Annotated in this window: 24 protein-coding genes; 4 read left to right on the top strand and 20 right to left on the bottom strand. The window is 62.1% G+C overall.

The window, feature by feature from the left end:
* Positions 1 to 141: 141 nt before the first annotated feature.
* Positions 142 to 1,239 (top strand): S1 family serine peptidase, encoded by a 1,098-nt coding sequence (locus tag NKI47_RS06150; protein ID WP_352588388.1) that lies wholly within the window; start codon positions 142 to 144, stop codon positions 1,237 to 1,239.
* 67 nt (positions 1,240 to 1,306) lie between these two features.
* Here NKI47_RS06150 and NKI47_RS06155 read toward each other — a convergent pair whose 3' ends face one another.
* A complete protein-coding gene (locus NKI47_RS06155) occupies positions 1,307 to 1,657 on the bottom strand; it encodes a hypothetical protein (RefSeq protein ID WP_023675228.1) in 351 nt (116 codons plus the stop codon).
* A gap of 190 nt (positions 1,658 to 1,847) precedes the next feature.
* Here NKI47_RS06155 and NKI47_RS06160 point away from each other — a divergent pair, with 190 nt between their 5' ends.
* On the top strand, positions 1,848 to 2,177 hold the full coding sequence (locus NKI47_RS06160) for a DUF2934 domain-containing protein (RefSeq protein ID WP_352568256.1): 330 nt from the start codon (positions 1,848 to 1,850) through the stop codon (positions 2,175 to 2,177).
* Positions 2,178 to 2,224: 47 nt separating this feature from the next.
* Here NKI47_RS06160 and NKI47_RS06165 read toward each other — a convergent pair whose 3' ends face one another.
* The 8 genes from NKI47_RS06165 to NKI47_RS06200 all read right to left on the bottom strand — a co-directional run bounded on the left by NKI47_RS06165 (position 2,225) and on the right by NKI47_RS06200 (position 10,475).
* Positions 2,225 to 2,917, bottom strand: coding sequence for a molybdate ABC transporter substrate-binding protein (locus NKI47_RS06165; RefSeq protein WP_352588391.1), 693 nt, complete (start codon positions 2,915 to 2,917; stop codon positions 2,225 to 2,227).
* 82 nt (positions 2,918 to 2,999) lie between these two features.
* On the bottom strand, positions 3,000 to 4,046 hold the full coding sequence (mgrA, locus tag NKI47_RS06170; RefSeq protein ID WP_352588394.1) for an L-glyceraldehyde 3-phosphate reductase: 1,047 nt from the start codon (positions 4,044 to 4,046) through the stop codon (positions 3,000 to 3,002).
* 129 nt (positions 4,047 to 4,175) lie between these two features.
* Positions 4,176 to 5,324: a Gfo/Idh/MocA family protein gene (locus tag NKI47_RS06175; RefSeq protein WP_023675225.1), complete on the bottom strand. Its 1,149-nt coding sequence runs from the start codon at positions 5,322 to 5,324 to the stop codon at positions 4,176 to 4,178.
* A gap of 12 nt (positions 5,325 to 5,336) precedes the next feature.
* The gene (locus tag NKI47_RS06180) at positions 5,337 to 6,083 is read right to left on the bottom strand and encodes a sugar phosphate isomerase/epimerase family protein (protein WP_023675224.1); all 747 of its coding nucleotides are present in this window, start codon (positions 6,081 to 6,083) and stop codon (positions 5,337 to 5,339) included.
* A gap of 106 nt (positions 6,084 to 6,189) precedes the next feature.
* Positions 6,190 to 7,302, bottom strand: coding sequence for an ABC transporter ATP-binding protein (locus tag NKI47_RS06185; protein WP_352448362.1), 1,113 nt, complete (start codon positions 7,300 to 7,302; stop codon positions 6,190 to 6,192).
* Positions 7,303 to 7,307: 5 nt separating this feature from the next.
* Positions 7,308 to 8,243, bottom strand: coding sequence for a carbohydrate ABC transporter permease (locus NKI47_RS06190; RefSeq protein WP_352588397.1), 936 nt, complete (start codon positions 8,241 to 8,243; stop codon positions 7,308 to 7,310).
* Positions 8,236 to 9,129 carry a carbohydrate ABC transporter permease gene (locus tag NKI47_RS06195; protein ID WP_352588400.1) on the bottom strand — a complete coding sequence of 298 codons (894 nt, stop codon included), beginning with the start codon at positions 9,127 to 9,129 and terminating at the stop codon, positions 8,236 to 8,238. Before NKI47_RS06195 ends, NKI47_RS06190 begins: the two co-directional genes overlap by 8 nt.
* 107 nt (positions 9,130 to 9,236) lie before the next feature.
* Positions 9,237 to 10,475: an ABC transporter substrate-binding protein gene (locus tag NKI47_RS06200; protein ID WP_023675220.1), complete on the bottom strand. Its 1,239-nt coding sequence runs from the start codon at positions 10,473 to 10,475 to the stop codon at positions 9,237 to 9,239.
* 393 nt (positions 10,476 to 10,868) lie between these two features.
* Here NKI47_RS06200 and NKI47_RS06205 point away from each other — a divergent pair, with 393 nt between their 5' ends.
* Positions 10,869 to 11,918 (top strand): LacI family transcriptional regulator, encoded by a 1,050-nt coding sequence (locus tag NKI47_RS06205; protein WP_254816774.1) that lies wholly within the window; start codon positions 10,869 to 10,871, stop codon positions 11,916 to 11,918.
* Positions 11,919 to 12,223: 305 nt separating this feature from the next.
* Positions 12,224 to 12,838, top strand: coding sequence for a hypothetical protein (locus NKI47_RS06210; protein ID WP_352588403.1), 615 nt, complete (start codon positions 12,224 to 12,226; stop codon positions 12,836 to 12,838).
* 240 nt (positions 12,839 to 13,078) lie between these two features.
* Here the strand turns inward: NKI47_RS06210 and NKI47_RS06215 are convergent, their stop codons facing one another.
* The 11 genes from NKI47_RS06215 to NKI47_RS06265 all read right to left on the bottom strand — a co-directional run bounded on the left by NKI47_RS06215 (position 13,079) and on the right by NKI47_RS06265 (position 25,525).
* Positions 13,079 to 14,125, bottom strand: coding sequence for a hypothetical protein (locus NKI47_RS06215; protein WP_352588406.1), 1,047 nt, complete (start codon positions 14,123 to 14,125; stop codon positions 13,079 to 13,081).
* Between the two features lie 248 nt (positions 14,126 to 14,373).
* Positions 14,374 to 15,369 carry a hypothetical protein gene (locus NKI47_RS06220; RefSeq protein WP_352588409.1) on the bottom strand — a complete coding sequence of 332 codons (996 nt, stop codon included), beginning with the start codon at positions 15,367 to 15,369 and terminating at the stop codon, positions 14,374 to 14,376.
* 109 nt (positions 15,370 to 15,478) lie between these two features.
* Positions 15,479 to 16,084 (bottom strand): hypothetical protein, encoded by a 606-nt coding sequence (locus tag NKI47_RS06225; RefSeq protein ID WP_352588412.1) that lies wholly within the window; start codon positions 16,082 to 16,084, stop codon positions 15,479 to 15,481.
* 7 nt (positions 16,085 to 16,091) lie between these two features.
* A complete protein-coding gene (locus NKI47_RS06230; protein WP_352588415.1) occupies positions 16,092 to 18,080 on the bottom strand; it encodes a hypothetical protein in 1,989 nt (662 codons plus the stop codon).
* A 29-nt stretch (positions 18,081 to 18,109) separates the two neighbouring features.
* Complete coding sequence (locus NKI47_RS06235; RefSeq protein WP_352588418.1) at positions 18,110 to 19,156, bottom strand: hypothetical protein; 1,047 nt, start codon at positions 19,154 to 19,156, stop codon at positions 18,110 to 18,112.
* Positions 19,157 to 19,717: 561 nt separating this feature from the next.
* The gene (gene gnd, locus NKI47_RS06240; protein WP_352588421.1) at positions 19,718 to 21,142 is read right to left on the bottom strand and encodes an NADP-dependent phosphogluconate dehydrogenase; all 1,425 of its coding nucleotides are present in this window, start codon (positions 21,140 to 21,142) and stop codon (positions 19,718 to 19,720) included.
* A 140-nt stretch (positions 21,143 to 21,282) separates the two neighbouring features.
* The gene (locus tag NKI47_RS06245) at positions 21,283 to 22,908 is read right to left on the bottom strand and encodes a copper resistance CopC/CopD family protein (protein ID WP_352588425.1); all 1,626 of its coding nucleotides are present in this window, start codon (positions 22,906 to 22,908) and stop codon (positions 21,283 to 21,285) included.
* A gap of 56 nt (positions 22,909 to 22,964) precedes the next feature.
* On the bottom strand, positions 22,965 to 23,483 hold the full coding sequence (locus NKI47_RS06250; protein ID WP_352588428.1) for a YcnI family copper-binding membrane protein: 519 nt from the start codon (positions 23,481 to 23,483) through the stop codon (positions 22,965 to 22,967).
* A 25-nt stretch (positions 23,484 to 23,508) separates the two neighbouring features.
* On the bottom strand, positions 23,509 to 24,045 hold the full coding sequence (locus tag NKI47_RS06255) for a copper chaperone PCu(A)C (protein WP_352588431.1): 537 nt from the start codon (positions 24,043 to 24,045) through the stop codon (positions 23,509 to 23,511).
* A gap of 101 nt (positions 24,046 to 24,146) precedes the next feature.
* Positions 24,147 to 24,503: a DUF2946 family protein gene (locus tag NKI47_RS06260; RefSeq protein WP_352588434.1), complete on the bottom strand. Its 357-nt coding sequence runs from the start codon at positions 24,501 to 24,503 to the stop codon at positions 24,147 to 24,149.
* Between the two features lie 119 nt (positions 24,504 to 24,622).
* The gene (locus tag NKI47_RS06265; protein ID WP_352448373.1) at positions 24,623 to 25,525 is read right to left on the bottom strand and encodes a GntR family transcriptional regulator; all 903 of its coding nucleotides are present in this window, start codon (positions 25,523 to 25,525) and stop codon (positions 24,623 to 24,625) included.
* Between the last annotated feature and the right edge of the window lie 116 nt (positions 25,526 to 25,641).

Consider the following 25,641-nt stretch of genomic DNA (forward strand, 5'->3'; position numbering starts at 1 on the left):
CAGCACGACTAGCAGAAATGGTACTCGGCTTTGTGACGGATCGTGCTTCGCCGTGGAGCATGATCTCACCGGCCGGTTCCATTTCAGTGGATCATGCGTCGGCGACTGACCTGTCGGGAACATCGTCTCAGGGGGTTCGAGGTGAAGATCATCCATAGGTTCAGACCGATTGCCGCCGCCGCGCTGCTCGGCATCGCGGCGGCCGTGCCGGCCGTCAATTCCGTTCATGCCGGAGACGCGGCCGCCCGGCCGGAGGCGGCGATCTCGCCGATGAAACGCGTGGCCGAGGCCAGGGCAAAGGCCAGGGTGGAGAATCCCGACGGCGCCGATCGCGTCTACGGCGGCAAAGAGGCCGAGAAGGGCGCTTACCCGTTCCAGGTGGCATTGTTGACCACCAACAGACTGGACAAAAGCCCGGCCTCGCAGGCGAATGCGCAGTTCTGCGGCGGCAGCCTGATCGCGCCGCAATGGGTGCTGACGGCGGCGCACTGCCTCAATGACGACGGCGGGCCGATTTCGCCTGATGTGGTCACCGTGCTCACCGGCGCCACCGATCTCAGCGAGGGCAAGCGCTACAAGGCGGCAGAGATCATCGTCAACGAGGGCTATAGCGAGCAGACGCTGGACAACGATCTCGGCTTGATCCGGCTGGCCGCGCCGGCCGATGCCCCGACCATCAAAATTGCCCGTGAGCCGACACCGGACACCGGTAAGACGACGGTCACCGGTTGGGGCAAGATGCAGGACGGAACGTTTCCCACCGCGCTGATGGTCGCCGACCTGGACCTCCAGCCGAACGCAACCTGCAACAGTGGCATCAAGGCGATTTATGCGCATGATTTGAAGGCAGCGCTCGGCGAGCTCGCCCGCCGCATGCGTTACTCGGAAAGGGGCATCGAGGCGGCCTCCAACGCGATTGCAGCTGACATGGCCGATCCGCTGACCGGCAACATGATCTGCGCCGGCACCGCAAGCGGCGAGCGCGACGCCTGCAACGGCGACAGCGGCGGACCGCTGTTCATGATCGGCGCCGATGGTCCGGTGCAGGTCGGCGTCGTCAGCTGGGGCGAAGGTCCGGCCGACGGCAGCACCGCCTGCGGCCACAAGAACGCCTACGGCATCTACACGCGGCTGGCGAATTACACCGGCTGGATCGAGGAGAAGATGAAGACGGCAGCTCCCGCGCCGGCAGCGCCCAAGGCGGCCCTCGGCACGGCGCAGAAGCCCGCCACGCCCTGACCGGTGTCATTTGCTGAATGACGGCGGGAGCAATCCCGCCGTTTCTGCCCGGAACCTTAGATCGGGACTAGAACCAGCGATCGCGGCGCTGGTCTGTGGCGGCCAAGGCGAGGCCCAGTAGCGCCCCTACGGCCGCTCCGAGTATGAAGGCGGACGATATTGTGCCGGGATTCTCCTGGACAACCCCGGACACTGTCTGCGCCCTGTTGCGCAGGGCTTGTGCCGTCCGCGAGGCGCGCTCAGCAGCGTTGCCATACCAATCGCCGGCGTCCTCAATCGCCTCTTCCGCGCGTTCGGCCAAGGTTCGGTTGATCTTGTTGATCTCGCGCCTCAGCTGCGCGACCTGCTTCTCCAGGGCTTCCTGAGCTTCACGTTGAGTCATCTTCGGTGCTGCGGATTCGTTCGGTTCGTCGGCCATTGTAATCTCCTTTGCTCAGGCTCGGCTCAACGGCCGGCCCACTGTGCAGGTTCCTCCGCAAAACGCGTATGTCCGGTGTTTGTTCGGTGAGAAACCGGCTTTTGTCCGGCATGTCTGCGAATTCGGCATCAACATCGGATCGTTCCGGCGCTCCCCGCGTTGGTGAAAACGCCACAAGGGAGGAACCGCCATGGACGACGATCGGCATGAAAAAATTCGGCAGCGAGCCTATGAAATCTGGGTGCGCGAGGGCCGCCCGCACGGCGCACATGAGCGTCATTGGCAGCAGGCGAAACATGAGCTTGACCTCGACGACGCGACAACGGTGCCGGCAGATGATGGCGCGGCCGAGCACGGTCCCACTGGAACGATCGCCAGTTCCGACGTTCTGACGGTCGAGGCACTGGCGATGCGCACCGGGATAACCGGTGATCAGGCGCAAGAGCTGATCGACAGGCTTGGCAACGACAGAGCGACGCTCGAGGAAGCCGCGCGGAACCTCAAGGCAGCCGAAAGTTAGAGCGTGTTTGAGAAGGGGATTCCCAGCGCTGCTTATCAAGCACGCTTTTAGCGGCGCTCGACACCCTTTGCCGCCAGGATGTCATCAACGGCTGCCGACATCAGAAATTCCGACAGCTGCTTGGCCGCTTCTGCGTCCGTCGAATCGGCGCTGATGCCAATGGCGAAGTCGACGTAACTTTGGAGTTCTTCCGGAAACCGACCGACAAGCATGACCTCGGGAGCGGCCGCGAGAATCGAAGTCACGGGAACGACCCCCAACTCGGCTTCCCCACGGCCTACTGCCGACGCTGTCTGCCCTCCTGGTATGGCCACCAGCTTGGGCTTCACCTCATCCGCTATCCCCAAACGTTCCAGCAAACCGGAGAAGTAGCCACCGCTGGTTCCTTCACTGGCGTAGGCGATCGATCTGGCGCTCTTCAACGCCTGTTCGAATGCATCCACGGACCCGATGTCGAGCGGTCGACTGCCTGCCTTGGCTGCCACCCCCATTGCTATCCGGCCAAACGCCACCTGGGTCCCCTCCTTGACCTTTCCCGAGGCAGTCAGATCCTGAACCAGGTCCGGATTGGTGATGACGAGGTCAAAACCTTCCCCAGCTTCAATCTGCTTCTTTACTGTCGGATTGAGCTCCCACCTGACCACAACTGTGAATCCCGTGGCCGCTTCGAACCGAGGTATGAGCGCAACGACGGCGGGGCGGACCGCAATGGCGCCAAAAAGCCGGATTTCCTGATTCATGGCCTAACCCCGAATCGATCGTAACGACCTTCCTTAGAATGCGTATCTAAGCCTTCATTCGGCGACCAGATGCCGTCGTCGCCTACTTCCTCGGCGGCCCCTTGCGCTCGGCCGATGCCGCCCAGAGATTGATGTCCGACTCGCGGGCAAAGGTGTCGATCTCGGCGAGCTCGGCATCGCTGAAGTCGAGCGCCTCAAGCGCGCCGACGCAATCCTCGACCTGTTCCGGCCGGCTGGCGCCGATCAGCGCCGACGTCACCCTGCCCCGGCGCAGCACCCAGGCCAGCGCCATCTGCGCCAGCGTCTGGCCGCGGCGACGGGCGATGACGTTCAGCGCCTCGATATTGGCGATCGACTTGTCGTTGATGAATGCCGGGCGCAGCGACTTGCCCTGGCTGGCGCGGCTGCCATCGGGGATGCCGCCGAGATATTTGTCGGTCAGCATGCCTTGCGCCAGCGGCGAGAACACGATCGAGCCGACACCAAGCCCCTCCAGCGTATCGAGCAGGCCATCATCCTCGACCCAGCGGTTGAGCATCGAATAGCTCGGCTGATGGATCACGCAAGGCGTGCCGAGCTGCTTCAATATGTCGGCGGCCTCGCGGGTGCGCTGCGAATTATAGGAGGAAATGCCGGCATAGAGCGCCTTGCCCGAGCGCACCGCGTGATCGAGCGCGCCCATCGTTTCCTCCAGCGGGGTGTCGGGGTCGAAGCGGTGCGAATAGAAGATGTCGACATAGTCGAGCCCCATCCGCTTCAGGCTCTGGTCGAGGCTGGCCAGGACATATTTGCGGCCGCCCCATTCGCCATAAGGTCCTGCCCACATTTCGTAGCCGGCCTTGGTCGAGATGATCAGCTCGTCGCGATAACCGGCAAAGTCCGTCCGCAGGATCTCGCCGAACGCCCGCTCCGCCGAGCCGGGCGGCGGGCCGTAATTGTTGGCGAGGTCGAAATGCGTGATGCCGAGATCGAACGCCCTGCGCGCGATCGCCTGCTTGGTTCTATGCGGCGTGTCGTCGCCGAAATTGTGCCACAGCCCAAGCGAGATCGCCGGCAGCTTCAGGCCGGACCGCCCGCAGCGATTGTAGACCATCTTCTCGTAGCGGTTTTCGGCGGGGACATTCGGCATGGGAAATCCTCAAATCGAAACGAGCCCGACGGCTGCCGCAGCGACAGTGGGGCAGTCGAACTTGCCACCCTTAGCCTCTCCCCGCGCAAACGGGGAGAGGCTTTTTGCGGTGCTTGGGAGGCGCGCCGCCTACTTGGTTTTCTTCTTCGCCAGCAGCTCCTTCGCCGCCTTGACGCCGAGTGCCGCGGGCCGCTCGCAGCTGGTCTGCATGGCGACGAACTTTCCGGTCTCGCCCGAACGCAACAGGCCGGTCATGACGTCGACGGCATGCAGCGCCAGTTCCATCGAGCAGCGGTGCGGCCGACCTTCCCTGATCGCGATCGCCATGTCGGCCAAACCGGCGGTGCGGTAGTTGGCCATCATGCCTTGCGAATGCATCTCGTTAGGCACGCCGAACGGATGCGGCCATTTCCGCAGCTTCTTCACCGGTTTGGCGGCTTCGGTGTAGCGCACTTCGCCGCCGAAGAAGTTCGGATCCGGCACGAACACCGTGCCCGCCTCGCCATAGAGTTCCATCGGCGCGTGGCCATGGCTCCAGACATCCCAGCTGGTGTTGAGCGTCACCATGGCGCCGTTCTCGAATTCCAGCACGCCGTGGATCGTCGTCGGCGTGGAGACCGGGATCTTTTCACCGGCGCGCGGCTTCGAGCTGATGATGCGTTCCGTCATCGGGATCGAAGCGAAGGCGGCGACCCGCTTCACCGCCCCGATCAGCTGGATCAGGTTGGTGATGTAATAGGGTCCGATGTCGAGCACCGGCCCGGCGCCCGGCTGGAAGAAGAAGTCCGGATTGGGATGCCAGTGCTCCATGCCATGGCTCATCACATGACAGGTGCCGCTGGTGATTCTGCCGAGCCTGCCGGTGTCGATCAGGTCGCGGACAAGCTGGTGCGCGCCGCCGAGGAAGGTGTCGGGGGCCGAACCGATGCGCAGCCCCTTGCTTTCCGCCCGTTTTTTCAGGTCGAGCCCTTCCTTGACCGACAGCACGAAGGGCTTCTCCGAATAGACGTGCTTGCCGGCGTCGAGGATCTGCTTCGACACCTCGTAATGCACCGCCGGAATGGTCAGGTTGACGATGATGTCGATATCGTCGGCCTTGAGCAGCCCCTCGACGGTCTCGGCGCGCAGTTTGAACTCTTTTGCCCGCGCTTTCGCCGCTTCCATGTTGATGTCGGCGCAGGCGCGCATCTCGATGCCGCGAAACAGCGGCGCCAGCGAGAAATACGCCTTCGAGATGTTGCCGCAGCCGATAACGCCAATGCCAAGTTTTGTTGCCATGCTGGTGTGCTCCTAATAGGTCTTGGCGGCTGCGATCGAGCGGCGGGCGAAGCGCTCGATATCGTTGGGATTGTCCTGTTCCATGACGTAGTATTTTGCGGCGCTTTTGGCGCGCAGCGCCTTGATCAGGCCGGGCCAGTCGATGGTGCCGTGGCCGACATCCGACCAGCCGTCCTCGTCGAGGCCCTCGCCCGGCTTGGCCAAGTCCTTGACATGGACGGCGACGATGCGCTTGCCGTGCTTCTCGATCCAGGGCAGCGGATCGACGCCGCCGCGCACCACCCAGGCGACGTCCATCTCCCAGCCGATGTCGGGCGCGGAGGACAGGATATGGTCCTGCGGCACCGAGCCGTCGGCAAGCGCCTTGAACTCGAAATCATGGTTGTGCCAGGCAAAGCCATAGCCGGCTTTCCTGGCCGTCTCGCCGACCTTGGCCAGGCGTTCGCCGAAGCCGCGCCAGCCGGCTGTGTCGGCCGGTCTGAACTCGGCGTTCAGGAACGGGCAGATGAGCAGCGTGATGCCGAGCGCGTCGGCCGTCCTGCGCACGCCGTCGAAATCCTTCTCGAGCGCGTCGATCGAGAAATGCCCGGTCGGCATGGCAAGGCCGTTCTTGTCGAGTTCGGCCCGGAACGCCTTGGGATCGTCATAGACGCCGCCGAACCCTTCGACTTGGCTGTAACCAAGCTCCCCCAGCATCTTGAGCACGCCCTCCCAGGGCTGGAAATTGCGGGCGCTGTAAAGTTGGAATGACCAGTTCATCGTCTCTGTCCGTTTTCTTGTGGATGGTTAGTTTTGGGGGGGATGAGTCTTGCGGGAGTGGAAGAGTCTTGGGGAGTGGGAGAGTCTTGGGAGGCTAAATCATGCTCTAGAGGCGGTTACCTGTGGCGGCGTCGAAAAGCGAGGCGCGCATCGGGTCAAAACCGATGCCGACCGCCTCGGCGTTGTTTGGCGTGCGCTCGGCTGTCACCCGCACCGTGAAATTCTGGCCGGCGAGCTTCAGCCAGACCAGCGTGTCGGAACCCATGGGCTCGACGACCTCGACATTTGCCGTGGCTGCGAACGGCCATCCCGTGCCGCTGTTGAACGCCACGTGCTCGGGGCGGATGCCGAACACGGCCGGCCCTGGCACCGGGTCCTTCTCGAAAGCATAGGTGGCAAGCGGTATCCGCACATCCTCGGCGACGAAGTGCCAGTCGCCTGCCGCTTGCTCCAGTCTGCCGTCGAGGAAGTTCATTGCCGGCGAGCCGAGGAAGCCGGCGACAAACCGGTTGACCGGCCGGTTATAGATGGTCTGCGGCGCATCGAGCTGCTGGATGACGCCGCCCTTCATCACCGCGATACGGTCGGCCAGCGTCATCGCCTCGATCTGGTCGTGGGTGACGTAGATCATGGTGTTCTCGAGCTTGCGATGCAGCAGCTTGATTTCGACGCGCAACTCCGCGCGCAGCTTGGCGTCGAGGTTGGAGAGCGGTTCGTCGAACAGAAAGACATCGACGTCACGCACAAGTGCGCGCCCGATCGCCACGCGCTGGCGCTGGCCGCCGGACAGCGCCGCCGGCTTGCGATGCAAAAGCGGTTCGATCTGCAGGATCTCGGCGGCCCGGGCGATGCGCTTGGCGATCTCGTCCTTGGCGAGGCCGGCAACGCGCAGCCCGAACGACAGGTTCTTCTCCACCGTCATCTGCGGATAGAGCGCGTAGGACTGGAACACCATGCCGATGCCGCGATCCTTGGGCTCTTCCCAAGTGACGTTCTTGCCCTTGATGAAGATGCGGCCTTCGGAAACGTCGAGCAGCCCGGCAATGCAGTTGAGCAAGGTCGACTTGCCGCAGCCGGACGGGCCGAGCAGCACGATGAATTCGCCTTCGGCGACATCGAGGTTGAGCGTCTGCAGCACCGATATCGCACCGAAATTCAGCGACAGGTTCTGGATCGAGACGCTGGTGCCGTTTGCCGCAATGCTGCCGTTTGCGTTCATCGCCATCATCCTTTCACCGCGCCGGCGGCGATGCCGCGCACAAACAATTTTCCGGACAGGAAATAGACGATCAGCGGCACCAGGCCGGTCAGGATGGTGGCTGCCATGTTGACGTTGTATTCCTTCACGCCTTGCACCGAGTTGACGATGTTGTTGAGCTGCACCGTCATCGGATAGGTGTCGGGGCGGGTGTAGACGACGCCGAACAGGAAGTCGTTCCAGATGCCGGTCACCTGCAGGATGATGGCGACGACGAAGATCGGCAGCGACATCGGCAGCATGATGCGGAAATAAATGCCCCAGAAGCCGGCGCCGTCGACACGCGCTGCCCGGAACAGCTCCTCCGGCATGGAGGTAAAGTAGTTGCGGAACAACAGTGTGAGGATCGGCATGCCGAAGATGGAATGGACGATCACCAGGCCGCTGAGGCTGCCGTAAAGGCCGACTTCGCGCAGGATGATGACGATCGGATAGATCATCACCTGATAGGGGATGAAGGCGCCGACGATCAGGATGATGAAGAAGGTGTCGGCACCTTTGAAGCGCCAGTTGGCAAGCGCATAGCCGTTCACCGAGGCGAGCGCGATCGACAGGATCACCGACGGGATCGTGATGCGCACCGAATTCCAGAAGCCACGCGACAGCCCGTCGCAGTTGAGCCCGGTGCAGGCGCTCGACCAGGCCTTGACCCAAGGCTCGAAGGTGATCTCCATCGGCGGCGAGAAGATGTTGCCGAGGCGTATCTCGGGCATGCCTTTGAGCGACGTCACCACCATGACGTAGAGCGGCAAAAGATAGTAGAGCGCCACCACGATCAGCGTGCCGTAGAGGAAGATGTTGCGGCGCGAGAACGTGTGGCGCGGCTTCGGTCCGCTCGGCCCGTAGGCTTCGAGCCCGCCGGCGCCGCCAATAGCGGGCAATGAAACGGTATGGTCAGACACGCTTCTTGCCTCCGAACTCGAGATAGGCCCACGGCACGATGACGATGATCACCGACAGCAGCATCATGGTCGAGGCGGCGAACCCCTGACCGAGGTTCTGGGCGAAGAACATGTAGTCATAGACATATTTGGCCGGGACTTCGGAGGCGATGCCGGGCCCGCCGCTGGTCTGGGCGACAACCAGGTCATAGATCTTGACGATACCGGCAGCGATGATGACGAGCGTGGTGATGAAGACCGGCCGCATCATCGGCATAATGATGAACAGATAGGTCTTCCAGGTCGGTATCCCGTCGACCCGCGCTGCCTTCCAGATATCCTCGTCGATGCCGCGCAGGCCGGCCAGCATCAGGCACATGATGAGCCCGGTGCCCTGCCAGAGAGCGGCGATCAATATGCCGTAGATGACGATGCTGGAATCATAGAGCGGATTGAAGCTGAAGCTCTCCCAGCCGAGGCTGCGCACCACTCCCTGGATCCCGAACTCGGGGTTGAGCAACCACTGCCAGACGAGGCCGGTGACGATGAAGGAGAGGGCGAAGGGATAGAGGAAAATGGTCCGGAACGTGTCCTCGAACCGGATCTTCTGGTCGAGCAGGGCGGCAAGCAGGAAGCCGATCACCAGCGAGAACAGCAGCGACAGCACGCCGTAGATCAACAGGTTCTCGATCGAGACCAGCCAGCGCGGCACCGACCACAGCCGGTAGTACTGGTCGAGCCCGACGAAATTCAGCCGTGGCAGGAGCTTCGAACTGGTGAAGGAATAAAGCACCGTCCACGCGCTGCCGCCGACAAAGATCACCAGCGCTGTGAGGATCATTGGGATCGAGGCGATTTTCGCATTGAGGTTGCGAAAGAGTTGGCTAGGGCGTTCGCTCTTGCTCATCTGCACAGCCGCGCTGGATCGGGTAAGGGCCGGAGGGTCAAGAGGCCTTGACCCGAGCTCCCGACCCTGCGTTTGCAGGGGCGGGAGTGAGGCGGTCGGTCGATCGCTCAATCGGCCGAACCGACAATGGCGGCGAAGCGCTTCTGCGCATCTTCCACGGTCATGTCCTGCTTGGCGAAGAACTCGGAGAAAAGATCCTCCTTCTGCTTCTGCGTATCCTGCGAAAGCAGCTGGTCGGTCCAAGGCATGACATTGCCCTTGGCGAGAATTTCGAGCCCCTTCTTCATGCAGTCGTTCGCCGCCTTGAGGTCGACGTCGCCGCGCACCGGCAGCGAACCTTTCTTGAGATTGAAGGCGACCTGCGTCTTGGGATCGAGCAGCGTGTGGGCCAGCACTTCCTGTGCCTTCGATTTTTCGGGATCCTTCAGCAGCGGGAAGTAGAAAGCGTCGCCGCCGGTGGCGATGACCTCGTTGAGACCGAGGCCCGGAAGGCAAGTATAGTCCTTACCGGCGGTCTGGCCGGCAACCTGGAACTCGCCCTGCGCCCAGTCACCCATGATCTGGCCGCCGGCCTTGCCGGTGATGACCAGGTTGGTGGCCTGGTTCCAGTCCTGCACATTGGTGTTCTTGGCCATCTTGCGGGCGTCGTCCGCGGCCTTGAAGACCTTGGCGACCTCGGGCCCGGCGGCGAATTCCGCGTCCTTGTCCTTGTAGACCTTGAGGAAGGCGTCGGTGCCGCCGACCGCCGCGAGCAGCACGTCGAAAGCGCCGGAGGCCTGCCAGGGCTGGCCGCCGACTGCTAGCGGCTGGATGCCTGCCTTTTCAAGCGCGGGCGCCGCAGCGACATATTCATTCCAGTTCTTCGGCACCGGCACGCCGGCTTTTTCGAAGGCCGCGTTCGACAGCCACAGCCACTGCCAGGAGTGGATATTGACCGGCACGCAATAGATCTTGCCGTCGAGGGTACAGCCGTCGAGCAGGCTCTTCGGCTGCACGATTTCCGTCCACTTTTCCTTGGTGGCGAGATCGGTGAGGTCGCGCATCAGCCCGGCCTGCACCAATTCTTCCGCCTGCCGGCCGTGATTGAACTGGGTCGCGCCCATCGGGTCGCCGCCGGTGATGCGGCTGATCATGATCGGCCGCGCCGTGCCGCCGGAGCCGGCGATGGCGCCGTCAACCCAGTGATTGCCGGTTGCGTCGAAAGCCTTGGCGAGTTCGGCGACCGCTGCCGCCTCGCCGCCGGAGGTCCACCAATGGGTGACTTCCAGATCCGTCGCGGCCGCCGGGCCGGCAAATTGCAGCGCGGTCGTCACTGCCAGCGCAGCAGTCATGAGTTGGTATCGCATTTCGTTCCTCCCAGAATCTGAAACGTTACAGATTTTCGATACGGCAATTGCTTGAGGCGCGCAACCCCTCAGGCGAAGGTGGCATCAAGTTTTTTCGAAGCGCGAATAAAATCGCACGGCGCGTCGGCCTACCGCATCGCAACAAGAGGGGTTGCACTGCAAAATGGAATGCTGCGACGCCAAAAAAACGGAAAAGCCCGTTCCAATCACGGTTTTGCACCGACTGCAGCACCGCTCGTTCTGCATCTGTCACCAGTGATATGGCGATGGTCGTGACAATCTGTAACGTTTCAGTATATAGCGGTTTCATTCGGTGAGGGCCCGCGGCGAACGCGCGGCCGGCCGATTGCCGGCCTGTCCGGCAACTGTTATGCGCCTGACGGGGCGGGATGAATGAACAGGCATCAAAAAGAGAAGGCCGACGAAGCGTCGGGCCAGGGCCGGCCGACACTGAAGACGCTCGCCTTCATGACCGGGCTGGGCGTCACCACCGTGTCGCGCGCGCTGAAGGATGCGCCCGAGATCGGCGCCGAGACCAGGCGGCGCGTCCAGCTTGTCGCCAAGCAGATCGGTTATCGGCCCAACCGTGCCGGCGTCCGCCTGCGCACCGGCAAGACCAATGTCATCAGCCTGGTGCTCAACACCGAGCACGAGATCATGAGCTTTGTCTCGGATATCATCTACGGCGTTTCCGAAGTCATTGCCGACACGCCCTACCATTTGATCGTGACACCCTACTCGCGCTCGCAGGATCCGCTCGACCCGATCCGCTACCTCGTGGAAACCGGTTCAGCCGACGGCGTCATCATTTCGCGCACGCAGCCGAACGATCCGAGGGCCCGTTATATGCTGGAGCGCGGCATCCCCTTTGCCACGCATGGCCGCACCGATATGGGGCTGATCCATCCCTACCATGATTTCGACAATTACGCTTTCGCAGCCGAGGCAGTGCGCCATCTGGCCGGCCTCGGCCGCCGCCGCCTGGCTCTGTTGGCGCCGCCGGTCGAGCTGACCTATCACGGCCACACGCTCGCAGGCTTTGCCGATGCGCTGAGCGAGGTCGGCGCCAGCGAGATTCCGTTCAACACCGTTTCGATCGATCATTCGATCGAGCAGATCAGAATGCGGACCGCGCAGCTGATGCGCCGCGAAAGCCGCCCGGACGGTTTCATCAGCAGCGCCGCCGCCGCGACGCTCGCCATCGTCGCCGGCATCGAAGACGCCGGCCTCAAGCTTGGCCGCGATGTCGATGTGGTGTCCAAACAATCGTCGGAGCTTCTGCACCTGTTTCGCAGCGAATTGCTGGTCGTCAACGAGAACTTCCGACTGGCCGGCGCCGAACTCGCCCGCTCGGTGCTGGGCTGGATCGGCGGCGCCGCACCCGGCACCCTGCAGAGCCTGAGCGAACCGGGCGAAGTCCAGGCCTATCGCCGTCCCGACTAGAGCGGGATATGTTCAGATTGATCTAGCATCCGGCTCCGTCTATTTATCATAGCCGCATTTCTGCGGTGCCAAGTGATTCCACTTGAATGCAAAATGCGCGCTGCTGACTGGCAACCTTGGTGAAGGTTTGTCGATGCGGGCCGCGGCGCGAGGGTGCGTGCGGGGCCGACCTCGGCCCGCGTTTGAAAACCTTCACCAAATGGGACTTTGCAAGGTGACGAACATGCGGCAGCTTGCAGGCAGTTGTAACCCACACCATCTCCGTCATTAGCACCCCCTGGTCGGACAGAACTGATAACTAGTGATTGAGCGACAGCGACATGGGCAACGACACAACGGCTAATAACACGCTCCGAAAGAAAGAACTGGGCGAGCTAGCCTTGCGGAATGCCGAGAAAATGGCATTCCCGCCGACCGAATGGGAGGCGAACACCCTTGCGGAGGTTCTCGCCCTGCCGCGTGTCACTGTCACGCGGCCGCCCGAAGAGCAGTTGTTGGCCGCTGGCATGCTTCCATACGATTGCCATGTAAACTGCTTCGCACAGGCGGCAAATGATCCGGATCGGATGAGCCGTCATGTTTGTGGATGGCTGATCTACGGTTCGGATCTCATCTTCCATTCGGTTGTAGAGGTGCGCGGGCATTGGCATTGTCTAACGCCGCAATTGGTGCAGGCACCTTCACAGTTCCAGTTCATCCCCGACTCCTTCATCGAATGGCTCGAAACAAGTGATGGAGCGAGGCACGCATTTCGGGGTGGAGTAAGGCTTCCCCAGGGGCTTCGAAAATATCCAGAGCATCATCTTCGGATGAGAGATGAGATCCACGATCTAATAGCATCGGGCATGTCGGCATTCGATGCCCGGGAAATGGTTGATGTCACCTTGGGCGCCGAGCTTAGGAAGATGGAACCCATTTGATTCACTCGCGGACAGCGATCGGCCCCATACCAACCGTTGGCCATTGCTTGCGCAATTACCGTTTGCGGGGCACTGTTGACGGGAAAGGGCCGTTGACCGTCTGCTTGCGGGGTGAATTGCGATAAGCAGTCATCTCGCTTACGAGCCAAGAGAGTCATATCAGTGAGCCGCCGATCAACTAAGCTCAATGACCGTAACCCTGCGGCAAGGTTCAGGTCTCGCCTCCTGCCTCCCTATGATCTACTTCGTTTTGCCAGGCCAACGCATCTCGAAACCAACTGCGCCAACGGGCCATGCCAGGCCAAATCCGTTGTCGAACGCTAGGTGCAGGTCATCCGTGCGCGTTACTTCCGCACCGACGAGGATCATCTGGCGATCCTTCCACCCTTGATGCTGCCGGTAGTCGAGCAACTGGCCAATGGCTGCGCGGATCGCGAAGCGCACCGTGGCCGCATCAGCGGGCTTGATCTCAACCATCACAAGCGGCTCGCCTTCGACCGCGTAACGCAGATCATCGCGAAAGCACGGGGAGAATTCTACCTCCGGATGGCGGTTGCGAAGAAACGCAACGAACCGCTTGTGCAACTTGTCATGCTGGGGGTGGACTTCGACCTCGTATTCCCGGACGTAGCGCCGATAGACCGCGGAAGCAGCCGCTCCCGCCCGCCCGGCGCGGCCAACCTGCCGGCCATCGCGCGAAGCCTGCATCGCATGCACGGGCTGCCCGTTGATGACCGCCACTACCTCTCTAACGAACTTCCTGGCTTCCCGATTGGTTGTTTCCTCCGCGTACCACCAACTGGTCTGGCCGCTCCACCCTTCGCCGCGGCTCAACCGCATAGTCCGCTGCTTCGGTGGCAGCAGGAATGCATTCTCAACTCGTGTCCTGACACGGAACGACCTGATTTCGTCTTCGCGATGCTGGACAGAAGGTTCGTCGCCACTGAAGCGCTGGCGAAGTCGATAGAGCCGCGCGTCGAGATACCACCCGACAACCACGCGCGGATCGTTGCCCTCTTCCGGGGCCGTCCACACGATATCCACGCCGTCGACAAAATCGTCCGACCTTGCGGCCCCAAGGTTCTCGATGCGCACTTGCCGGTCCAACTTTCCCTTGATTGTCTCGAAGTGGCCGTAGATGTAGCCGTCGTCGCCAGGCACGAAGTTGCACTCTTCGCCGCAGTAGCCTTCGGTCTGCGGAAACCCACCGCCGCCAAGCGGAGGGTCGTCAACGCTGCGCCCGGCGTAATGCTTCATCCATGAGACATTGCAGAACAAGACAGGCACTCTTGCACTCCTCCAGCTGACGGGCGTCTCAATGCCGCTCTTCGTCGACTCGCAGTTTATTTGGGGCCGAAAGCAGGCAGGCAGCTTCTGGCGTTTGTGAGGTAAGATCGGATGTTCCGAACAGAAGGCGTAAGGACTTAAGATGATCCTGAGCGAACGGTCGAGAGACTACTTCCCGCAGCCAACATTCGTGAGCGCCCTCGTCAACGTTCGCGGTCGATAGTCTGTCTCTCTGGCTGAGCAGCATGTCAGGCAGCTTTGAAGAACGACTTTCTGGGATTCATGAAGAACCTAATCGGCGGCTCGAAGTCCGCTCGCATCTTGGAATGGTCAGGATCGAACGCGATGACATCATTGGAGAAGGCCATGGCGTCGGACCCGGTCAAGGCGTCAGTCGCTCCCTTAATGCCCTTTCGACGGGCATCGAAAACGACGAGATACCCTGTAGGTGCGGTGGCTCCCGAATGGCGAACCTCGCGATCCATATAGTCAGCTAACTGGTTTGCTCCCGATTGCGCGCGGGAAGCGCTATACTCGGTATAGGTGGGATCGGCCCCTTGGTTTTGGGACTTTGCTGTCGCCTTTCCGAGCCATTTGATTTCGATTAACGCCGTCGCGCCCGAAGCGAACCAGCTCACTCTGATATCGACAGGCTTTGTCTCGTCGGTGTTCTGTTCGGGCTTCACGGTGACGTCACGGAGAAGAAGCTCTAGGGCTTGCGTGAGCGAGTCGCGCATCATCGCCTCGGGCTTGTTCACCAGGACCAAGCGCGGTCCGTCCACGCCGCCTTCCCAGACGTCCTTGAGGAGCCGACAATTCGTCTCGAGTACGTACTTCGAGTAGTAGTCGAAGGCCTCCTCCAGGCTGCTCAGCGTTGGCGTCGCGAAATTGCTCTTCAGCATGGGCGAGATCGACGGCACAAAATCCTCGAAATCCTTCGCTAGGATGCGCTCGGCGCTGCCGTCGAACCGATAGATCAACGCCTCTTGCGCCAGCGCTTTTAGGTCGGCGTCCTGGGTTAGCGTGAGCAGCCTGAAACTACCATCAGCTGAGATTTCGACGAACGCATGTGATGCTGGAGGGTTCGCGACGAGGAAACGACCTACATCGGCATAGTCGGAACAGGCAGTCGGCGAACCGAGCGTTGCGATTGCCGGCGAGAGCGGCGTGGCTTGGATGCCCACTGCGACCGTCAGCGTGCCCGGGAGTTTTTCTGGAGGGCAGCGCTGGAAGATGAGCTTCACGCTGTTGAGAAGCGCCCGAATTCCACTGGCACCGTTGGAACCAAACGCTTTCTCCGCGTGATGGATGTATCCGTTGGCTACTATGGCCTGGATGTTCTCGATGTTGAAGTTAGACAGCGGCGTCCTCCTTCCGGAGGATGCGCGCCGAGAGCCAAATCACGGCTGGCGAGAGAACGTCCTGCGCCTCTGCGCCGAGAACAGAGGCGACGATCTCATATTCCTCGTACAAGAGCGTAGCGTCTGCGGGCTCCAATAACCGCCCGCGTTGCCCCAGGAAAAACGAAGAGGCGACGCCCGGCGACCGACTGACAGCGTGGCGGATGGACCCTATGGGCAGCGCAAGGGCGCATTCCACGGCTGCGCGGAGCCAAGGCCTGCGCTCGCTCCATGGGCCGAGGCTCAGAATGGTATCCAGTTCAGCCGTAAGCTCCGACGGTCGAGGCGTCATCAGCCCGCGGTCATCGACTTCGATCAAACTAGCTCCGCATAGCGTCTCGCGTGCGTGGTCAAATTCCGCGCTCCAAGGAAAGCCTTCGGAAGTGATGGAATAGGGGTAGCCCCAATCCGCGATGGGCTTGCCCTTGAACAGGGCGAAGATGCATCCGAGGTAGGAGTAGAGATGCATCTCATTCACCGACATCGGCAGCACCGACGCGGGCGCATCGTTTAATATTACAAGCCCATCGACGTAGGCTTCTGGGATAACGTCGTTCACGGGCACCTCAGTTCAGCGCCGCGTCGATGGTGTCGTACGCCTCTCGGAACAGCTTCTCCTCGCGTTGCTGGACCTCACTTAAATCTGTCCAATCGGTCATCCGCACGACTTGCATGCCCTGCTTCTTTTGCAGGTGGGCAAGACGCAAAATCAGTTCCGAGCTCCGGAGGTTGGCGGTCATGAGCACCGCGTTCCCCTCCGCCACGAACTTCGAGAACATCGCTCCGGCCTGGGCCTCATAGGCGATATCCAATGAGCCTTCTGGGGTATCGATTAGCAGGGTCGCAGGCCCGGTGGCCATGAATTCGGACAGAGCCATTCGGAGCGCGATGTCGATAAAGAAGCGCTGGCTCTCAGAAACCTTGTCAGGCAAGGCGCGCAACTGATCGTCCATCCGCAGTCGCAGCCCAAATCCCGAGTCATTGGCACCTTGGCGGTGCTCAAGTTCGACGTCGATAGGAAGGCCGATGAAGGCTTCGGCAAGTTCCCTAAATCGAGGGACGAAATCTTGCGAGCCGACCTCATACTGCGCCTTGAGCTGCTTTTCGTAGACCCTAAGCTTCTCGCGGAATTCGTCCCGCTTACGGTAGTGCTCTTCGCTTTGGGTCAGAAACTGCAGCCGCTCGACTTCGAGCTTCTTCACCTGTTCGTTGATCGCCGAGAAGTCGGACCCGACGCCGGCGCGAGCAAGGCCTTGGGCTTCTTTCTCCTCGAACGCTCTGAGCGCCGAGTCGGACGCATCTTCGGCGGCTTGCGCGGCGATCAACTCGGCGCTGACGCGTTCCCGCGTCGCTAGGATCTCGGCGAGCTTGTCCCGGATTGTCGCAATTGCACGATCGAGGCGCTGCAACTCTGCGACAGCGCCGTCATCTTTGATGGATCGATCGATGGGGCTCTCACAGAGCGGGCATTCCCCAGCGGTCAACGCAGCCTGGATCACGGCGCCAACGTGGGCCGTACCACAAATGGCGCAGCGATCTTCCGACAGCGAGGCGCGGATGACCGGGTGATGGTCAACAGATGATGATTTTTGAAGGCGGCTGGAAAAAACGCGGCGGTACTCAAGCTGCGACTCGGTCAAGGCCGCGCTCAGGTCGGTCCACTTCAAGTCAGCGTCCCGCAACTCCGCCTGCTTGCGCCGGACGCGCTCCTCGGCCTCGTTGCGCTTTGCGATCAGCCCGTCGTGCTGTGCCTGGAGCTGAGCTTGTGGGATGTGGTCGTCTGACCCGGCATCTTTGACCACATCGGTCAGCATTTTGATGCGGTCGGCGACGTGCCGGGCCGAGAACCGGACGTTTCGACCGCGGGAGCTCTCCCGGTCCATGTCGCGCTGAAGCTTGTCTGCTGCCTTCGCCGCCACCGGATCGGCGCCGAAGGCGAGATATAGCGCGTTGGTCAACGCTCCATCGTCCCACATCAACAGATGCCGCCCCTCGTCAAAGGTCGCGATGAAATGGACGAGAAAGACGAACTGGGCAAAATCCTCAAGGCGGGTTTGCTTGAGGATTTCGCGCTCAAATCGGGCGTTCAGGTCGCCGTCCGGATTGTCCGCGAGCGTCATCGCTGTGGCTTCGCCCGTCGCAATATCGCGCAACGTCAGGCGCGTGACTCCTGCTCCGCCAAGCAGATCCCGGGTCACAGACACAACGGTGGACGGCCATGCCAGCTCTACCGTCGCGGCGGCGATCCGTCGTGCACCTTCGCTGAGGCGACCGTTGAAATAGTCGTCGCTCCGTTCCCGGCGCGACGCATTGCGAGAATATTCCTGCGCCGATTGAAACTTGCGGTTTGGATCGGGAATGGCGCCTGTGATGGTGAAGTTCACCGTGTTGAGGAAGGTGGACTTCCCGAGGCCGTTCGCGCCGATCAGGCAGAAGACGTTCCGTTCAACCGTGACATCAGGGTTGGGCTCGTTGGAGTAGAGGTCGAAGTTTTCCAGCGCGATACGGGTGATGCGCGGAAAGGACACCTTCTTGGCGGGGACAGCGTCGGGCAACCAGGTGGCCTCCAGTGGTTCAGGGAGCTCTAGACGCGCTCAAACACGAGGCAATGCTCGGATAGTTCAAAAGCACCCCCATGCTGGGAGCTGTTCCGCATGGATCTGATGGCACCGCGTTCGGCCAGGTGGAAGCCCAGACCGACCAAACTCTCAATGAGAATCGACGCCACGTCGATATGCACGCCAGCGTATTGACTGTCCCCGATAGCTACAACCACGTGGCGACCTCGTTTAAGTATGCGAGCGAGTTGTTTGAACACCCGGCATAGATCGTCGAAATAAAAGCCGACCATCTCAGGGATGTTGGGATTCCAAAGATCGCCCCTGGCGGAACGCAGCGCTTCCAGCGTCACGTCGAGCATGGCCGATGAGGCGTAGCGCGACGTCGTCTGCCACTTCATCTGCACATGCGATCTCAGGGTCCGGTGGCGTAGGGCGCGGTTGTCCGGCGCGGAGTTCAGATAGCCCAGCATCCACAGTTCGAGATTGTACACGTCGGTGTAATCGAACGAGTTAGGATAGGGCGGCGAGAAGATAGCGACGTCCGCTTCGTCCACGTCGGCGAGGGTTACCCGCGCGTCGCCACGAAGCACCTTGTGCTTGCCCCGGAGCAGACCGGCAAACATCGTCAGGTCGGCGGAGGCGATATCGACGGCGGCATCGAGGCTTGAGATGAGATCGGAGCGCGATTTTTCCTTCGACTGCCAAGCGCGGCGATATCGTCGTCCTTTGCCGTTGATCACGACATTGCTGTTCGGCACCAGAACCGAACCCAAGAGGACCCTGAGCAGGCGGGCTTGGTCAGGCTCCATTGACCCGCAGGCCCTTAGGATTGCCCGCGCGGTGGAGTAGACGTCCGTCGGGAAGACGTACCGATCCTTGAATCCGGGCGCCACTAAAGTCGGAGGCATGCCGGCGACGGGAAGCGCGTCTGCTGCATTGATCTCTAGCCCAGTGATCAGGCGTTCATAGGCCGCACAAAACGCCGCCGGTGCAACGGGGCTCAGTTTGGCTTCGATAAGATCAGCTAGGAATGGATTGACCTCAACAGAGGTCGAGGAGATGCCGAGCATTCGGCACGTCATCGCCGTGGTACCGCTCCCTCCGAAGGGATCGAGGCAGTTCTTGACCTTGTAGGGCAGCGAACCAAGCGTGTCGGCAACGAACTTTGGCGAGAAGGCTTCTTTGAAATGGAACCATCGCTGAAAGGGTAGCTTAGCCGTTCCCTGGTTCGACGACGTCGGCGCAGCCTCCGAATAGAGACCGAGCCACCCAGCGACGTCTTGCGACCTAGTCGGGCTGTCCGTTAGTCGCTCAGAGGTCCGGACGGTTTCCGCGAGAGTCGATTCCCAAAATTCGGTTATGACTCGACGGTCCGCCGGCTCTCGGAATACGTGTTCTGACAAATGTGATCCCCACCATGAGGAACACGAGCGCCAACAGTCTGCGCTTTGCTCCCGAGCGCATTTGCTCAAACTTTGAGCCCTGAAGCAACCAGCTAGCTGAAAATCGGCGGCCAGTGCCCGCGTTGGAGTGTGTATTCTCTGCTGGCGCAACCGCGAAATCCAACGTGATAGGCGGCGATGTCTGCTTTCAGGAAGCGGCAAAACAGATCTCAACGGCCGACATAGGCGCTAACCCGCCGCCCCGCTTCCCCACGGGCCATGGAAAGCGCCCTGCCCATCGATGCGCTCGAAGCCGTGCGCGCCGAAGAAATCGCGCTGCGCCTGGATCAGGTTCGAGGTGCCGCGGCCCTGCCGGTAACTGTCGAAATAGGCAAGTGCGGATGACAGAGCCGGCACCGGCGAGCCGGCTTCGGCCGCCCTTGCCACGACACGGCGAAGCGACGGATGTGCCTCCTGCATCAATGAGACGAAAGCCGGCGCCATCAACAGGTTGGTGGCTGCGCCGCCGCCGCCGAAGGCCTCTGCCATCGTATCCAGCAATTGCGAGCGGATGATGCAGCCGGCCCGCCAGATCTTGGCGATGACCGGCATCGGCAGGTTCCAGTTGAATTCCTTCGACGCGCCGCTCATCACCGCGAAGCCTTGCGCGTAGGCGGCGATCTTGCCGGCAAACAGAGCCAGTTCGAGATCGGCGAGCAGGGCGTCCCTGTCTCCGGAAATCTTGCTCACGCCGCCGGCATAGACCTTTTCGGCGGCAAGCCGCTCGTCCTTGATCGACGACAGTACGCGTGCCGCCACAGCCGCCTCGATCGCGGTGGCCGGGATGCCTAGCTGCTGCGCCTCGATCACCGACCATTTGCCGGTGCCTTTCTGGCCGGCGCGGTCGAGGATGATGTCGACCACCGGTTTGCCGGTCTTGGGATCGTCGGCGGCCAGCACCCTGGCGGTGATCTCGATCAGGTACGAATTGAGCCGACCCGTGTTCCACTGGGAAAACACCTCGGCGATCTCTTTCGGCCCCATGCCGAGCCCGTCGCGCAATATGCCGTAGATCTCGGCGATCATCTGCATGTCGGCATATTCGATGCCGTTGTGGATGGTCTTGACGAAATGGCCGGCGCCGTCGGTGCCAAGCCACGCCGCGCAAGGCTCGCCCTTGAACTTGGCCGAGATCGCGGTCAGCACCTTTTCGACGCGCTTCCAGGACTCTTCGGTGCCGCCGACCATGATAGAGGGACCGTGGCGTGCGCCCTCCTCGCCGCCGGACACGCCCATGCCGATGAAGGTCAGGCCCGAATCGGTAAGCTCGGAGAAGCGCCGCATCGTATCGCGGAAATTGGCATTGCCGGCGTCGATGACGATGTCGTTGACCGACAGCACGCCGCGCAATGCCGCGATCTGCTCGTCGACTGGCTTGCCGGCCAGCACCATGATGATGATCGGCCGCGGCGGCCGGATCGCGGCGGCCAGTTCTTCGAGGCTGTAGCAGGGCACCACCCTATCCCGAAGCGCGCCGGCATTTTCGACAAAGGCATCGGTGCGCGCCGCGGTGCGATTGAAGACGGCAATGCGGTGCCCCTTCTCGGCGATATTGAGCGCCAGGTTGGAGCCCATCGTGCCAAGGCCGATCAGGCCTATTTCGGCTTTTTCCATCGTTTCTTCCCTGCTTTCGGATCTTGTTGGTTTGAGCCCGCGATTGGGTTGGACGCCCATTCTTGATGGCGATGATTGACGGGGGTTCGCGGCCGCGTCAACCGCCTCGCCGAATTGTCTTGCGCGGACCAGCGCTCTCGTCACGGCCTGATGTCGATCGGCGCCTCTATCTTCACCATCTCGAAATCCGAGACCAGGATATCGAGCCGCGCCGTCCACCGGCCGGCGACCGGAATGACGAGATCGTCGACGCGCCAGGTGCCGTCGCCGGGATTCGTCGCCGGGCGTTTGATGGGCTCGATGCCGGAATCGGGCTTTGACAGGACCAGCGTTACCTGCTTGGCGTCGAGCGGGCCGAAATCGCCGGTCATGATGAAGATCGAAGCGGCAACAGGTCCGGTGTGCCCGGGCGCAATGCTGAGATCGGCCATCGCTTGCAGCGTGTGGATATGCACCGATGCCGGCTGTGCCGCGGCGATCGCCAGCGCGCGCGGCGGCGGCGTGAAGCGCCAGCCGGCGGCAACGCCGAAGATCGCCAGCACGATCAGCAGCTCGATAAAGATCGAGCGGGCCAGCCGCCGCTGGACTTCCGTTTCGCCCGCCTCAGCCGGGGCCGTAAGCTTGAAGCGATTGACGGCGGCGAGCGTGAACAGAAAGACGAGCAGCACCAGCTTGAGCAGCAGCAGCCGGCCGTAGGCGGTATGGACCAGCGCCGACGGCGTTTGCACCTGGATGACGGCGAGCACGATGCCGGCTGCCGCAAGCACGGCCACGACGAACAGGATCGCTCGTGAAAACCGGCGCAGCAACGGCCCGGCTTTGTCCGGCTGCCGTTTCAAGGCAAGACCGAGCGGCGCCAGCGCCCCGGACCAAATCGCGATACCAGTGGCGTGCAGAAACACCATCGGCCGGGTCAGCCATTGCGGCTCGGCGGCACTGGCATGCCCGCTGGCGGCAAGTGCTGCGCCAACGCCAACCAGTCCGGCCAAGGCTAGCGGCTTTGCGTCGGCGGGCGGCACGACCAGCGATAATAGGCTCAGGCCGAGCGCCATCAGCGCGATCAGCACCGTCCAGCCGAAGCTGGTGCCAAGCCCGGTCTGCCAGATGACCGGCTGCGCCAGCCGGGCAAGCGGCGCGCCGAGTGCATCCAGCCCCTGGAAACCGAGCGACAAGAGTGCGGCGGCCAGCCCGCACAGGATCGCGGCGACGACAAGGTTCTGGCCGGATCGACCGCCTTGCGCCAGCCAGGCCTGCGCAAAGGCACCGCCGACGCCGAAAAACAGGCCGATGTATAGAAAAACCTTGCCGATCCAGATCGCCGTTCGAGGCTCCCGGTCGACAGCTTCGGAGGCGGCCGGCGCAGCACTCGGCGCACCGACCGAGAACAGCACCGAGCCGCCGACCGGATGCCCGTCGGCGGAGATTACCCGCCAGCTCAGCACATGCGTGCCCGACGTCAGCGCCTGCGGATTGTCGATCTCGACGGTCTGGCCGCTGAGCCGGAAAGAGCTCAGCGGGATCGACGTCCCGTCGGGCCGCACCAGCGTCAGCACCAGCGGCGAAACCGGCTCGCTGAAGGTCAGCGACATCTGCGACGGGCTCTGCGCCAGCACCGCACCGTCAGCCGGCTCGGCCTTGATCAGCGCCGCATGGGCGAAGGCTGCGTTTGGCGCGGCAATGGTGGCAAGCAGCACAATCGCAGCCAGCAGGCCGATGGCAAGCCGACCGGTTGTGCAGGCCGTTCGCAGGATGGATGCCGCGCTCATGTCACCGCCACAAAGACAGCGGCGCGCTCTTTCGGATAGAGCGCGCCGCGTAAGGATCACTTCTTCGGCAGCAGCTTGAGGCCGGGCGCCGGAAATTCCAGCGCGTCCTCAGCCTGCCCGGCCGCCGGAATCTCGATCCAGCGATCGGCAACCCCGTCACATTCCTGCACCACCGGGAAATGCAGCGTCTGGCCTGCCGGCAGATCCGCCGCCAGCGTCGCGCGAAAGACGAATTCGTCGTAGAACTCGTCCGGCAGGCTGCCGGCGCTCCAGTCGATCTCCTTGACGCCGCTGGTCACTGCCTGGCCGTAGAGCTGGTAGGACTTTTCGTATTTGCCGTTCTTGACCTGCAGTGTCCAACCCGGCTTCGGCATCGGTTTGACCGAGAGCACCCCTTCCGGGATCTGCACGCGCAGCGCGGTCGTCGCCTTGCCCTCGCAGCCATGCGGCACCCGAAGAACCGCCTTGTAGGTCGAGCCCACCGCCGCCTCCGGCGTTTCGAGCGTGATGTGGGCAAAGGCCGCGCTGGTCCCGAGGACAAGAAGCACGCAGCCGGGCAAAAGAGATTTCTTCATGACGGTACCTCTCGAAGCGGCCAAGTCAGTCTTCGTCCTGGGGCGCCGCGCTGCCGATGCCTTGCACGGCGAATTCAATCTGCACGGGCCCGGCTTTCTCGAAGGTCAGCGTGGCGGAGAACATTTCGCCCTCCATGGGCTGCCGCTTCAAATCCATGAACATCAAATGATAGCCGTTGGGCGCCAATGCGACCTTGCCGCCAGCCGGGATTTCGAGGCCGCCGGTGACCGGCCGCATCGTCATCACGCCATTGCTGACGCCCATCTCGTGCAGTTCGGCCTTGGCCGAAATGTCGGAGGTGATCGACAGCAGGCGATCCGGCGCACTGCCGGTGTTGGTGATGGTGAAGTAGCCGCCGGCCACCTTGGCGCCGGCTGGTGTGGCGCGCGACCAGGGGTGCCCGATCTCGAGATCGCCAAGCTTGAACTCGTGTGCCAACACCGTCTGGGCGCTGGCGAACAGGAGGGCAAGAACGCAAAGGGCGACGCCGAGACGCTGCTCGAAACTACCCAGTGAGAAGCGCCTGCGGCTGGATGCGGCAGCGCGAAAAGAGTGAGACATGATTGCTCCGTGGACTTTAAGGGGGATCGCGCCGATGGCCGGTCGCGAACGATGTCGATAAACGCGCCGGCAAAGCGTTGCGCGGCGCGAACCAGAACGGATCAGGCCGTCGCCGGTGGTGCGCGCGGATTGGACGGAGTGCGGGCGCGGGCGAAATCGCGATGCCGGAAGGCCGGCAGGAAAAAGGCGATGGTTTCGATGGAAAGGCTGCGAGCCAGGCTCCCGGCTGCATCCAGCGGCGCATAGACCGCCGAAACGAGATTGCAGCCAAGCATGCAGCAAGCCGGCATGTGCTGCTGATGCGGATCGCCGGCGGGGAGTTGCGCCGCACCGTCATGGGTGCAGATCGTGTTGCCGAAAGCATCGAATTGCGAGGCTTTCGGCTCGACGCCGGACGCAAACGCGCCGAACATCGACTGGAGCATGAAAAGCCACGCCGCGGCGAACGCGACCGGCATGCTCCATCGTCTCCGGCGTATGGTCAAGAACCAGCCTCTTCACGCAGCAACGTCAGCTCTCTAGCACGGAGCCGGCGGCCGGAAAATCGCCAAAACGTTGCTGCGGCAACGCAACACAATCACGCGCGTTGCGGCTGCCTGCCCTCGGGAATGGACGTCAGCAGCGTGTGGCGGGCCGATTTCAGGTGCTTGCGGCAGGCGGCGTCGACCTTGGCGAGATCGCGCGATTTGAGCGCGGCGATATAGGCGAGATGCTCCTGGACCGCGACTTCGTTGCGCTCGCGCTCCTGCGCCTTGTTCCACTGGTAGTGGTAGTGGAAGATCATGGCGATGACGTCGTAGAAATCGACGATGAAGCGGTTGTGCGACGCCCGATGGATCAGCCGGTGAAAGCGCTCGTCAAGCTCGGAGAATTCGTTGAAGCGCACGGCGATCTCGCGCTCCAGCCGGTGATGCTCGTCTTCCAGGCGGTCGAGGTCGGCCCACACCGGGCTGTCCTCGGGCAGAGCGGCAAAGGCTGCGGCCGAGCGCAGTTCGAACATCTCGCGGATTTCGGTCAGCTCCAGCGCGAAGGCGCGGGTAAAGCCTTTCAGCACCCAGTGGCTGTTGCGGCGCTTCTCGATCAGCCCGAAGCGCGAGAAGCGGATCAGGAATTCGCGCACGCTGGTGGTGCCGACGCCGATCTCGCGCGCCAGTTCGAGCTCGTTGATCTGCATGCCTGCTTCGGCACCGCTGGCAAGCAGCCGCCGCATGAAGGAGCGCTCGATGATCTCGGCCAGCGTGTCGGTTTCTTCCTCGGGGAAGAAATCGTCCGGTCGCGGTTCGCGCAGGACCGTCTTGCTGCGCTTGTTCCAGTCGATCAGCCCGGTTTCTTCCATGCGCGCAAGGATAGTGCGGACCGTCGTGCGGCTGACGCCGAGCAGCGTACCCAGCTCCGGCTCCGAAGGCAGGCTCCTGGTTTCGTCGAGCAGCCTCAGACCGCGATTATAGGCGTCCTTGTAAACGTTGTTGCTCTTCGACATCCCCTGCCCCGTGGCGCATCGGCGTTTGCGGCCAGTGTGAAGCGTTTCTCGCGCATGAAACCGGTACCTTTTCGGAAAACATCATGCGCAACGCTAGTTTTGGTTGTAGAGCCTGC

The organism is Mesorhizobium sp. M0633 (assembly GCF_040320645.1).
Taxonomy (GTDB): domain Bacteria; phylum Pseudomonadota; class Alphaproteobacteria; order Rhizobiales; family Rhizobiaceae; genus Mesorhizobium.

Bases quoted from the DNA above. Each gene is read 5' to 3' on its own strand.
- NKI47_RS06155 (WP_023675228.1), bottom strand. From the start codon at position 1,657: ATGGCCGACGAACCGAACGAATCCGCAGCACCGAAGATGACTCAACGT.
- NKI47_RS06160 (WP_352568256.1), top strand. From the start codon at position 1,848: ATGGACGACGATCGGCATGAAAAAATTCGGCAGCGAGCCTATGAAATC.
- NKI47_RS06165 (WP_352588391.1), bottom strand. From the start codon at position 2,917: ATGAATCAGGAAATCCGGCTTTTTGGCGCCATTGCGGTCCGCCCCGCC.
- mgrA (WP_352588394.1), bottom strand. From the start codon at position 4,046: ATGCCGAATGTCCCCGCCGAAAACCGCTACGAGAAGATGGTCTACAAT.
- NKI47_RS06175 (WP_023675225.1), bottom strand. From the start codon at position 5,324: ATGGCAACAAAACTTGGCATTGGCGTTATCGGCTGCGGCAACATCTCG.
- NKI47_RS06180 (WP_023675224.1), bottom strand. From the start codon at position 6,083: ATGAACTGGTCATTCCAACTTTACAGCGCCCGCAATTTCCAGCCCTGG.
- NKI47_RS06185 (WP_352448362.1), bottom strand. From the start codon at position 7,302: ATGAACGCAAACGGCAGCATTGCGGCAAACGGCACCAGCGTCTCGATC.
- NKI47_RS06195 (WP_352588400.1), bottom strand. From the start codon at position 9,129: ATGAGCAAGAGCGAACGCCCTAGCCAACTCTTTCGCAACCTCAATGCG.
- NKI47_RS06200 (WP_023675220.1), bottom strand. From the start codon at position 10,475: ATGCGATACCAACTCATGACTGCTGCGCTGGCAGTGACGACCGCGCTG.
- NKI47_RS06205 (WP_254816774.1), top strand. From the start codon at position 10,869: ATGAACAGGCATCAAAAAGAGAAGGCCGACGAAGCGTCGGGCCAGGGC.
- NKI47_RS06235 (WP_352588418.1), bottom strand. From the start codon at position 19,156: ATGCTCGGCATCTCCTCGACCTCTGTTGAGGTCAATCCATTCCTAGCT.
- gnd (WP_352588421.1), bottom strand. From the start codon at position 21,142: ATGGAAAAAGCCGAAATAGGCCTGATCGGCCTTGGCACGATGGGCTCC.
- NKI47_RS06245 (WP_352588425.1), bottom strand. From the start codon at position 22,908: ATGAGCGCGGCATCCATCCTGCGAACGGCCTGCACAACCGGTCGGCTT.
- NKI47_RS06250 (WP_352588428.1), bottom strand. From the start codon at position 23,483: ATGAAGAAATCTCTTTTGCCCGGCTGCGTGCTTCTTGTCCTCGGGACC.
- NKI47_RS06255 (WP_352588431.1), bottom strand. From the start codon at position 24,045: ATGTCTCACTCTTTTCGCGCTGCCGCATCCAGCCGCAGGCGCTTCTCA.
- NKI47_RS06260 (WP_352588434.1), bottom strand. From the start codon at position 24,503: ATGCCGGTCGCGTTCGCCGCGGCGTGGCTTTTCATGCTCCAGTCGATG.
- NKI47_RS06265 (WP_352448373.1), bottom strand. From the start codon at position 25,525: ATGTCGAAGAGCAACAACGTTTACAAGGACGCCTATAATCGCGGTCTG.